The following is a 10,850-nucleotide window of genomic DNA, read 5'->3' on the forward strand; positions in this document are numbered from 1 at the left end:
CCAAGCGGGCGGCGACGGCTCTCGACGATATCGAGCGGTCGACCGACGAGACCGTCGCACAAGTCGAAGAACTGGACGCGCTGATGGGAGAGATCGAGTCCGTCACCAACCTCATCACCGATATCGCAGACCAGACGACGATGCTCGCGCTGAACGCCAACATCGAGGCCGCCCGTGCCGGGAACGGAGGCGATGGCGACGGCTTTGCAGTCGTCGCCGATGAGGTGAAGGCGCTCGCCGACGAGACGGTGGCAGCGACTGCTGACATCGAAACCGCTATCGACGAGATGCGTCAGCAGGTCGAGCGCACCGTCGACGAGATGCACGCCACCCAGTCGAAAGTCGACACTGGAACCGAGACCGTCGGCGACGCCCTCGATGCGTTCGACGACATCGTCGGCGATATCGAGGACGCGACCAGCGGGATGCGAGAGATCGACCGTGCGACCGATGAGCAGGCCGAGTCGACACAGGAGGTCGTCTCGATGGTCGAGACAGTTGGCGACATTAGCGACGACACGGCTGTCGAAGCGGCCGCCGTCGCCGACGCGGCGACCGAGCAGGTTGTGGCCGTCGACGACGTCGAATCCTCCGTCGCGCAACTCTCCGGCCGTGCCACCGACCTCGGGCAGTTGCTGGAAACGTTCACCGTCGACGAACCCGGGACTATCGACAGCGGGACTGAGGTGTTCGAGATGGCGGTCGAGGACCGCACAGGAGCAGAGTCAACAGGGGACGACTGAGCGATCAACGTCCAGCAGACGACGTTCGCGGTCGGTACTCAGTCCTCAAACCCGTCCTCGAAGATGAACGTCCCGTTTCGCTGGACGACCTGCACCGACCTTTGTCGGCGTCGGGTCGCCTCTGGCGACCGCTCCTCGAAAAACGTCGGCGAAAAGGCCGACCGCTTACTCCGTTCGCGGTCGGTACTCAGTCCTCAAACCCGTCCTCGAAGATGAACGTCCCGTTTCGCTGGACGACTTCGCCGTCAACTTCGATGAACGAGTCCTCGCTCATGTCGACAATCATGTCCACGTGGACGGCCGACTCGTTCTGTTCGTTGTCCTCGCCAACTGTCTCGTCGTAGGCTCGCCCTACTGCCATATGAACGGTATCGCCCATCTTTTCATCGAACAGCATATTGTAGGAGAACTGGTCGATATCCCGGTTCATTCCGATACCCAGTTCGCCGAGTCGGCTCGCACCGTCGTCAGTTGACAGCACCTCTGTCAGAAGGTCCTCGTTCTTGCCGGCGCTGTGCTCGACGACTTCACCGTCCTCGAACCGGAGGAAGACATCAGTCACTTCCCGGCCCTGATGGTACAGCGGTTTGTCGAACAACACCTCGCCCTCGACGCTGTCAGGGACTGGCGCAGTGAACACCTCGCCACCGGGAAGGTTCTTCTCGCCGTAGTCATTGAGCGTCTCGTTACCGGTGACAGACATCGTCACGTCCGTTGTCTCCCCGGAAACGATGCGGACCTCATCGGCAGGATCGAGTATCTCGACCATCTGTGCCTGATGCTCGCGGACAGCGTCCCAGTCTTTGAGGACGGCGTCCCAGACGAAGTTCTCGTACCCCTCCGTGGAGGTCTGTGCGAGCTGGGCGTTGGCGGGCGCGGGGTACTGTGTGAGACACCAGGTCTTCGAGAGGCGTTCGTTCAGGAGCGGCTGCTGGGACTGCTGATAGGCGGCTGTTGTTTCGGGGTCGACGTCGCTGGTCTCGGTGACGTTGTCGCTACCCTTGATCGCGATATACGCGTCCATCTCCTCGTACAGCGCCTCGATGTGGCTCGGCGTCTCGAACTCGTCCCGGTTTCGGAGGTACGCGCGGCGGAACCGCTCGCCGAGGCGGTCCTGTACGACGAGCGGGTTCGCGCCGCGGTCGGCGGCAAACTCGTGGAGCGCAGTAACAAGATCCGCAGCCTGCGGGTGGGCGTCGATAACGAGGTTGTCGCCTTCGCTCAGGTCGATAGAGTGGTCGACGATGACTTCCGCGTGTTCGCGAATACGTGGGTCCATACAGATAGGCACCACCGACGGCCCCTAACCGTTACCCTCCCGGCTACTTCTTCTTGCTCTGCTGGAACCCTTCTTTGAATCCCTGAAAGGTCCGGCGGAGCATCAGATACATGAAGAAGAAAAACAGGAGCACAGCAGCGAGGAGTGCGTAAGTGAGCAGGTCAGCCATACCGGCGGTTGTCGAGCCGACATCAAAGTCCTTTCGGGAGTCCCGCCTTCGGGCGTCTACCCGTCGATATTGGAGGGTAAAATACGGGTTTGACCGATAGCTACAACGACCACTGTGCTTTGGCAAAGACTCATAATCCCATAGAACATACAGATGATCATGTCGTTGCTGCCCTCTCGGGACCCGGCGACCCCGGACGCCGAACCCCGAGTTATCGGTGTCGACAGTGATGATGCGGACGACGTGCTGTCGGCACTCTCGGCAGAGACCGCGCGCAACTTACTGTCAGAGCTAAACAAGGAGCCAGCACCGCCGTCGGAGCTGGCTGACCGGGTCGATACGTCGCTGCAAAACGCACAGTACCATCTGAAGAAGCTCAAAAACGCCGGTGCGGTCGAGGTTGTCGATACGGCGTACTCCGAGAAGGGGCGCGAAATGGACGTGTTCGCGCCGGCCAACCAGCCACTCGTCATCTGTGCCGGTGATGAGCAGGAGACATCGGGGCTTCGGGCGGCGCTGGCGAACATTATCGGCGGCCTCGCAATCATCGGCTTCGCCAGCCTGCTGGTCCAGCAGGTGTTCGGGAGTGGGGTTGGATCGCTGCTCGGCGGCCCGACGGTGTCGTCCGGCAGTGCGGACACTGGGACCCGAGACCCGAGTTTTTATCCCGGGAACACGACCGTGACCGACGGGGGCTTCGAGGCCACCGCGGGCGCACTCGATACCGCCGCACAGGGCGGTGCCGAGGCCGCCGCCGCTGCGATTCCGCCGGGGGTGGCGTTCTTCGCCGGCGGCGCGTTCGTCATTGCCGGCATGGCGGCGCTGTGGTATATGCGACAATAGCCGCTTGCGACCGTTTTGCTCCGTTATATGAAGTCGACCCCGACCAGAAGCGTCCCTGCAACACGCTTACCGCTCGACGATGGTCGTCGAAATCGGCGTCCCGTCCGGGGAGCGAAGGCGGACGCGTACGTCACCGGCCATCACATCCAGTTCCGCGTGGGCCGGCTGGTATCGCCGCGGGTCGGCGTAGCTGCCCGGATTGACGAGCGTCCAGCCGCCGAAGTCGGTCAGGACAGGCTTGTGTGAGTGACCGACGACGACGATATCGGCGTTTTCCTGCCGAGCCAACATTCCGAGGGCGGTTTCGGTGTGTTCGTGCCCGTGCACAACAACGATCGTCAGTCCTTCCCAAGAGACGGTCGCAACGTCGGAAAGGCGGGCCCTGACTGCCGGTCTGTCGTTGTTTCCGACAACGCCGGTGAGTTCGTCGGATTCGGCGTCGATGGCATCAAGCACCTGCTCGGTCATGAAATCGCCCGCGTGGAGAACGTGGTCGGCTTCGCGGACGGCGTCAAGCGTCCGACCTGTCAGCCGATGGTCGTCCGTTCCGTGCGTGTCTGAGATAGCAGTGAGCATACTGCCGGTAGTGGAGCCAGGTATAAATCCAGAAGCATTTTGCGTCATGAATGTGACGGAAAAATAATGGCAGGGAGCAAGTCAGTCGTCATCGCTGCACTGATAGCCAACGGCGCGATTGCGATTCTGAAGTTCTTCGGCTTTCTTTTGACGGGGAGTGCCGCGATGTTGTCAGAAACGTACCACAGCATCTCGGACACCGGGAATCAGGTGTTCCTGCTTATCGGGATTCGGTTCAGCGAGCGGGAGCGCGACCGTCGTCATCCCTTTGGCTACGGCAAGGCACAGTTCTTCTACAGCTTTCTCGTCTCCGTGTTCCTGTTCGGCATCGCTGGGTGGGAGAGCGCGAAACACGGCTATAACCAACTGACTGCCGGCGGCCACGGCGGTGGCGGACACGCCGGCGAGGCGGTCGAGTTCCTGTTTTTTTCCTTCCAGCCCCCGGCGTGGCTGGACCCGCTGTGGGTCAACTATACTGTCCTCATCGGTGCGTTCGTGTTCGAAACGTACGCGCTGATTAAGGCCCGCGCCGAGATGAAACGACAGATCGACCGGAACAACTGGTCGGGGTACCGCGAGGCCTTCCGCAAGACCAGCGACGTGACAACGCTGACCGCGCTGACTGAGGACACCATCGCGCTCGCGGGGATCGTCATCGCACTGGTCGGGTTGGTCCTCGAACAGATGACCGGTAACCCCTTTTTCGACCGGGTCTCCGCACTACTCATCGGGATTATGCTGATGGGCTTCGCCCTGGCGCTGGCCTGGGAAAACAAGCGCCTCCTGCTGGGAGAAAGCCTCCCGACGGACGAGGAACAGCGCCTCCGTGACATCGTCATGCAGAACGAACACGTGGACGAAGTCATCGGCTTCCGGACAGTCTATTTCGGGCCGAACGAGGTCATCGTCTTCGCAGACCTGCAGTTCGACCCGGCGCTGGACACGGAAGCAATCGATGACGAGATAACGACTCTTGAATCCGCGATGCAGGACACTAACGGCGATATCAGGAAAGTCTACATCGAGCCGGAGCTGTAAGGGTCGCTCTCTGCAAGCCACCACGGAATCGGGACGCGCTCAATATCGGTCGTGACCGTCATCGTCGTGTCGATATCCGGGCGGTCCGGTCGTCGTTCGGTGTGTTCGACGTACCTGATTACTCCCTGCCGGTCGACATACAGCCGCGACCGTCCGATTTCGGACCCGTTCTCGGTGGTCGGTGTCTCAGCTGTGTTCGTCATGGCAAGAACAGCGACAGGCCGTCCGTTCCACCGGACGGAGTCCACCTGCCGATACGCAGTATCCGACAGAAGCTGTCGGAGCAGGTCAGTCCCGGCCGGCGAGGCGAGCAGGGACGTGTTCGGTGTCGCGTCTCTGGTGGCGTACGGCGTATCGGGGTCGTCGCGGACATTGGTGTACACCGTCCGGTTGGCGAGAACCACGTCATTGGATATCGGACCGAACCGACGTCTGACGCGCTGGACCTCTCGCTCACGGTCTACCCAGACATCGAGCGTGTTCTGTGGCCCCGCCTGTTCGACGTGGCGGTGGAAGCTCCGGGTCGAAAGCGCCTGTTGGTGACGGTCCAGTAGGCGGGCCACGTCGACCGTCCCGTCGCTGGTCGGGACCGCCACCGTCGCCTCCGGCGAATCAGTGGGGACAGGCGCTGGCGTCACCGGGTCGCTGTCGTCCGCCGTCGGGCTGGCCGGAAAGAAGCCGGAACAGCCCGCGATCAGCGCGATACCGACGGCGAGCGTGACGCGCCACATACCTCTCTGGAGGGGCGCTCGCGGCAAGTAGCTGTGGGGGCGAACCCTTTTGCCGGTGAACGGCCAAGCGGGGCACGTGGCAACGACGGACGACGGCTACATGCGGTTTTTCCCCTTCGAAGAGCCGTACGGTCATCAGCAGGAGGCGATGGGAACGATATACGACGCGCTCGAAGAGGGCCGTGACGTGCTGTTCGAAGGGGCCTGCGGGACCGGGAAGACGCTCGCGTCGCTGGTCCCCGCGCTAGAACACGCCCGCGAGACGGGCAAGACCGTCGTCATCACGACGAACGTTCACCAGCAGATGCGCCAGTTCGTCGAGGACGCCAGAGCAATTACCGACCAGGAGCGCCTGCGAGCGGTCGTCTTCCGGGGCAAGGGGTCGATGTGTCACATCGACGTAGACTACGAGGAGTGCCAGGCGCTGCGGGACACGACCCGTGACCTGGTCGAGGTCGAGAGCGATATCGCCGAACTCGAACAGCGCGAGGGAGAACTCCTTTCTGACGGGCAGGCTGGCAGTAGCGAGGCGATGGAGGCCCGCAACGCCGTTGTCGAGGAACTCCGGGACCTGCAGGACGAGCGCGAGGAAATCGAAACCGAGCGCTCGACCTGTGACCACTACTATCGGAACCTCACTGTCGACACCAGCGAGTTCTATTCCTGGCTGTTCGACGACGTTCGGACGCCCGACGACGTGTACGAGTACGCCCACCAGCAAGGGCTGTGTGGCTACGAACTACTGAAAGAAGGAATGGACGGCGTCGACCTCGTCGTCTGTAACTACCATCACCTGCTGGACCCGACCATCCGCGAACAGTTCTTCCACTGGATCGGGCGCGACCCCGAAGACATCATCGCCGTCTTCGACGAGGCCCACAACGTCGAGTCGGCCGCCCGTGACCACGCCCGGCGGACGCTTACCGAGAACACGCTCGACCAGGCGCTGGATGAACTCGACAACGAGGAGGACGCCCGGACCGACGCTGCAGCGAACGTCATCGAGACGTTCCGGGACGCACTCGTCGAGGCCTACGAAGATTCCTTCGGGTTCGGCGGCCGCGAGGCCGTCGACGAACACTGGGACGATATCACCATCGCCAACGACAACCGGAAAGACGACCTGACACTCGCCTTCCTGCAGGGGTACACCGGCCCCGGCTTCCACGAGGAACTGGACCGCGCACTGGAACTCGGCCGCGACCTCGACGCGCGCTACCAGAAGGCGTTCAAAGAGGGCGATCTGGACACCAGGAAGGAGTGCCAGACCCTCCAGGCCGCCGGCTTCATCGCCGACTGGCTCGACGAATCGGACGACACCGGCCAGTATCCCGTGGTCAGCGTCCGCCGCGACGAGTCGACCGACGAGGTGTATGGCCGCGCAGAGCTGTACACCTGTATTCCCGAAGAAGTCACCCGCGACCTGTTCGAGGACCTGCACGCGGCAGTGCTGATGAGCGCCACGCTCCGGCCCTTCGACGTGACCGAGAACGTCGTCGGCGTCGAGGACCCGGTGACGATGGCCTACGGGGCACAGTTCCCCGAGGAGCGCCGCCGGACTTACGCCGTTGACGGCCCGGCGCTGTTTTCCAGCGAACGGGACGACCCACAGACCCAGCAACGCATTGCGCGCACGCTCGAAGACATCGTTCGCTTCACGCCCGGGAACACGCTCGTGTTCTGTCCCTCCTACAGCGAGGCCGAACGCTACCACGACATGACCGCTGTGAGCGCGACCCGGTATCTGGACGAACCGGGCACGCAGGCCCGTGACCTCCGGGAGGCCTTCACCGACGGCGACGACGGCGTCCTCTACACCTCGCTGTGGGGGACACTGGGCGAGGGCGTGAGCTACGACGGCGACGATGCCCGAACCGTCGTGGTTGTCGGCGTCCCGTACCCGCACCTCGACGACCGGATGGACGCCGTACAGGACGCCTACGACGTGGCCTTCGGCGACGACGAGGACGACGCGGGCTGGCGCTACGCCGTCGAGATTCCGACAATTCGCAAGACAAGGCAGGCCCTCGGGCGCGTGGTCCGCTCGCCGGACGACTTCGGGGCGCGCATTCTGCTCGACAAGCGATACACCGAAGCCGCCGAGATGGAGATGCACGATTACGCCGTCCGCGGGACCTTTCCACCGGGGGAACGCCGAGAGATGGTCGATATCGGGCCCGAGAAGCTCAAGTTCGCGATGCTGAATTTCTATCAGGACATGGACGCCTACGACGGACCGCCGCCGAAGCCCTGAGACGGGTAGAAATAACTATTACAGTTGGTTCTAACGCTCGGTTACGACTACGAGCCCCTAGAGGTCCGGTTCAACTTCGGTGCCACAGTCAGGGCAGACAAGCAGGAAACCCTCGTCAGCTGGTTCCAGCGCGAGGACATCGCTGTCACAGTCAGGGCAGGGCTGTGCAACGCGGCCTTCTGTCGAGTTCATGGGCGCACCGAGTGCCAACGCGACCACCCGGTCGTCGCTTTCGTTCCGGCCCTGCTGATACTCTCCGGGCGCGAACCGGACGACTTCGTCGGGACCAACGGTGACCATCTCACTTTCACCGGCGGGGTCAGTCCGGTGTTCGAAGGTGGCGGTGCCCTCAACGACGTAGAACACTTCTTCTTGATCGAGGTGTGCATGTAATCCACCCGAGAAGGCCTCGCCGGGGTCCAGAACATACCGGTTGATTGCGACGTCCGTCGTTCCCAGCGGGTCCGCAAGCCCACGCCGGTCAACGTCGCCACCCATCGCCTGTGGTTCGATTTCGTCGACGGAGACGTGCTCCATACGGGGACAGTAGCAGGGAATACACAAAAATAAACCCCAGTTGGTCGGCTGGAAACCGGATAGTTTGAAACCCTCCACGCGAAACGGACGGGTAATGCTAGTCGCCTTCGACTTCGACGGGACACTCTCCGATTCGGAGATGACAGTCCTGCTCGGGAGCCAGAACGGGACGGCCGAGGACATGGCCGACATCACCGAGCGCGCGATGAACAACGAAATCGAGTACGCCGAAAGCCTCCGTCAGCGGTGTGCGTTGTTGGAGGACCTCCCGGACGAGCAGGCCCAAGCGGCCTTCGACGAGGTCGCCCTGCGCCCCGGCGCGGCGGAAGTCATCGAAGCCTTGCGGAACGCCGGCGTCTACGTCGCTATCCTTACCGGCGGGTTCGAGCGCGGCGTGGAAGCTGCACTCGAAACGGAGGGGGTCGAGGTCGACGCCATCGTCGCCAACCGACTGCCAGTGGAAGACGGAAAGCTGACCGGCGAAGTTCGCGGACCGCTCATCTCCGGAACGAAAGACGACGCAATGGAGGTCGTGACCGCCGTTACTGGAGAAGACCGGGACACGACTGTCGCCGTCGGCGACGGGGCCAATGACCTGCCGATGCTCGAAGTCGCGAATCTGGCTATCGGCTTCGACCCGAAACCGGCCGTCGCACCGTCGTGTGACACGTCGGTCGAGACAATGGACGAACTGTACGACCTGCTGGAAGCCGAAGAAATCCTGTAGCGACACCTTCGTGTTCAGACATAGAAGTCGCTACTAAGTATTCTCATCGTTATACGACGGTTGAAAGGTTGAACGAGGGAGTGGCACGCTCCCCACGGATGCGAGCAGTCGTTGTCGGACCAATGACAGAGTATGGTTGAGCGTGAACCGACGCGTGCTCGCTATCGGCGACGGTTCATTGAATACATTAGCCTCTCCCGTAATAAGCCTAATGAACAGGTGAATTATTGCAGAACAGTGGTACGCTCGTCCAGAAACGCTCCGCAAAATACAGTATCTTTGGTTAGTTGGTTGCCTGTCCGATAGCCTGATCGAGGTCAGCTTTGATGTCCTCGACAGACTCGGTACCGACGGAGAGACGGACCATGTCGTCGGTGACGCCGGCGGCGGCCTTTTCCTCGTCAGTGAGTTGCTGGTGGGTGGTCGAGGCCGGGTGGATGATGAGCGTCTTCGCGTCGCCGACGTTTGCCAGCAGAGAGGCGATTTCCGTCGATTCGACGGTCGTTCGGGCGGCGTCGTAGCCCGCGTCGAGGCCGAACGTTATCATGCCGCCGTAGCCGCCGTCGAGGTACTTGCTGGCGGTGTCGTGCGTTTCGTGGTCTTCGAGGCCAGGGTAGGTGACCCACGAGACTTCGGGGTGGTCCGCGAGGAACTCGGCGACGCCCATCGCATTGTCGCAGTGGCGGTCCATCCGCGCGGGCAGCGTCTCCAGACCCTGCATCGTCTGCCACGCGTCGAAGGGAGACTGCTGGCAGCCCAGATCGCGGAGACCGCGGGCGATGGCGGCATAGGTGAAGGCCGCGTCCTCGAAGCGCTCCCGGAAGTTAACGCCGTGATAGGCTGGGTTGTCGCCGGCGATTTCGGGGTACTTGTCGGCGTGTTCCTCCCACGGGAAGGAGCCACCGTCGACGAGAACGCCGCCAACGGTGGTGCCGTGGCCGTGAATCCACTTCGTCGTGGAGTTCCAGACGAGGTCGGCCCCGTGTTCGATTGGGTTGCAGAGATACGGTGTTGCGAAGGTGTTGTCGACGAAGAAGGGGACGCCGTGGTCGTGGGCGATCTCGGCGAGGCGCTCGAAGTCCGGTGTGACCAGCGACGGATTCCCGATGGTCTCACAGTGGACGTAGGCCGTGTTCTCGTCGATAGCCTCGGCGTAGGCATCGTAGTCAAGCGTGTCGACAAAGCGGGTCTCGACACCGTTGCGCGGCGCGGTGTGGGTGTAGTAGGTGTAGGTGCCGCCGTACAGCGACGACGCCGTGACGACGTTGTCGCCGACGTCCGCGAGCAGGAAGGTTGCGAGGTTCAGCGACGCCATCCCGGAGGCGGTGGCGACCGCGCCGACGCCGCCCTCCAGCGCCGCCAGCCGCTCCTGTAGCATGCCGACGGTGGGGTTCATCAGCCGCGAGTAGATGTGGCCCGGCTTTTCCAGTGCGAACTGCTTTGCCGCGTCTTCGGCGTCTTCGAAGACGTATGAGGTGGTCTGATACAGTGGCGGCGCGCGAGAACGGGCCTCGGCGTCTGGCTCTTCCTGTCCGACGTGCAGCGCATCGGTTTCGAATCCGTGGTCTTGGTCGTCACTCATACTCTCTCCTTTTACCGGATGGGTCTTAATTGCGCCTCAATCGGTGAGGCCCGCCACTGCTACGAGATACCGGTGATTCTTCGCGCCGTTTCCGGACGTATTCATGCGCGGAAGGCCGTGTGGAGTCAGTATCGTGCTTCTGGAAGAACACGAAGAGAAGTACTCGGGCCGGGAGCGAGTGGTGCGACGACTGTCGCACCCGAAGCGACCCGGGGAAGGGCAGGCATGCCTCAGTTACAGATAGAGTACGTGTTTAGCCCCAATGAATTTCGCCACTGTCTCGTAGCAGGCGACCAATCGGGGGTATATGCACCCTCAGCAAGGGCTAATTGAACTTCTTCAGGGATGGTCTCCGCTCGGAGACCATCCCG

The 10,850-nt window shown here is 62.3% G+C and carries 11 protein-coding genes; 5 read left to right on the forward strand and 6 right to left on the reverse strand.

Annotation, left to right across the window (positions count from 1 at the left end):
* Positions 1 to 743: methyl-accepting chemotaxis protein (locus tag G9463_RS22140; RefSeq protein WP_240150121.1), on the forward strand; the 743-nt coding region annotated here is incomplete at its 5' end.
* Between the two features lie 187 nt (positions 744 to 930).
* On the opposite strand, the gene G9463_RS22145 is transcribed toward G9463_RS22140, so the two are convergent.
* Positions 931 to 2,022, reverse strand: coding sequence for an aminopeptidase (locus G9463_RS22145; protein WP_007189579.1), 1,092 nt, complete (start codon positions 2,020 to 2,022; stop codon positions 931 to 933).
* Between the two features lie 43 nt (positions 2,023 to 2,065).
* A complete protein-coding gene (locus G9463_RS24415) occupies positions 2,066 to 2,191 on the reverse strand; it encodes a hypothetical protein (RefSeq protein WP_004959992.1) in 126 nt (41 codons plus the stop codon).
* A 159-nt stretch (positions 2,192 to 2,350) separates the two neighbouring features.
* On the opposite strand from G9463_RS24415, the gene G9463_RS22150 reads away from it, so the two are divergent.
* Complete coding sequence (locus G9463_RS22150; protein WP_049919140.1) at positions 2,351 to 3,034, forward strand: helix-turn-helix domain-containing protein; 684 nt, start codon at positions 2,351 to 2,353, stop codon at positions 3,032 to 3,034.
* A 66-nt stretch (positions 3,035 to 3,100) separates the two neighbouring features.
* Here the strand turns inward: G9463_RS22150 and G9463_RS22155 are convergent, their stop codons facing one another.
* Complete coding sequence (locus tag G9463_RS22155; RefSeq protein ID WP_127013931.1) at positions 3,101 to 3,610, reverse strand: metallophosphoesterase; 510 nt, start codon at positions 3,608 to 3,610, stop codon at positions 3,101 to 3,103.
* 66 nt (positions 3,611 to 3,676) lie between these two features.
* On the opposite strand from G9463_RS22155, the gene G9463_RS22160 reads away from it, so the two are divergent.
* Complete coding sequence (locus G9463_RS22160) at positions 3,677 to 4,648, forward strand: cation diffusion facilitator family transporter (RefSeq protein WP_004959986.1); 972 nt, start codon at positions 3,677 to 3,679, stop codon at positions 4,646 to 4,648.
* Here the strand turns inward: G9463_RS22160 and G9463_RS22165 are convergent.
* Positions 4,627 to 5,379, reverse strand: a complete 753-nt coding sequence (locus tag G9463_RS22165) for a hypothetical protein (protein WP_165897852.1) — start codon at positions 5,377 to 5,379, stop codon at positions 4,627 to 4,629. The two genes, G9463_RS22160 and G9463_RS22165, sit on opposite strands and share 22 nt — an antisense overlap.
* A gap of 76 nt (positions 5,380 to 5,455) precedes the next feature.
* Between G9463_RS22165 and G9463_RS22170 the strand changes: the two genes are divergently transcribed.
* Positions 5,456 to 7,633, forward strand: a complete 2,178-nt coding sequence (locus tag G9463_RS22170) for an ATP-dependent DNA helicase (RefSeq protein ID WP_165897853.1) — start codon at positions 5,456 to 5,458, stop codon at positions 7,631 to 7,633.
* Between the two features lie 57 nt (positions 7,634 to 7,690).
* Here the strand turns inward: G9463_RS22170 and G9463_RS22175 are convergent, their stop codons facing one another.
* Entirely contained in the window at positions 7,691 to 8,170 is a 480-nt protein-coding gene (locus G9463_RS22175; protein WP_004959977.1) for a cupin domain-containing protein, read from the reverse strand.
* Positions 8,171 to 8,264: 94 nt separating this feature from the next.
* Here G9463_RS22175 and serB point away from each other — a divergent pair, with 94 nt between their 5' ends.
* The gene (gene serB / locus G9463_RS22180) at positions 8,265 to 8,897 is read left to right on the forward strand and encodes a phosphoserine phosphatase SerB (RefSeq protein ID WP_004959975.1); all 633 of its coding nucleotides are present in this window, start codon (positions 8,265 to 8,267) and stop codon (positions 8,895 to 8,897) included.
* A gap of 283 nt (positions 8,898 to 9,180) precedes the next feature.
* On the opposite strand, the gene G9463_RS22185 is transcribed toward serB, so the two are convergent.
* Positions 9,181 to 10,479, reverse strand: coding sequence for an O-acetylhomoserine aminocarboxypropyltransferase/cysteine synthase family protein (locus G9463_RS22185; protein WP_004959972.1), 1,299 nt, complete (start codon positions 10,477 to 10,479; stop codon positions 9,181 to 9,183).
* Positions 10,480 to 10,850 lie beyond the last annotated feature (371 nt).

It is taken from the genome of Haloarcula sp. JP-Z28, assembly GCF_011440255.1.
GTDB lineage: Archaea > Halobacteriota > Halobacteria > Halobacteriales > Haloarculaceae > Haloarcula > Haloarcula marismortui.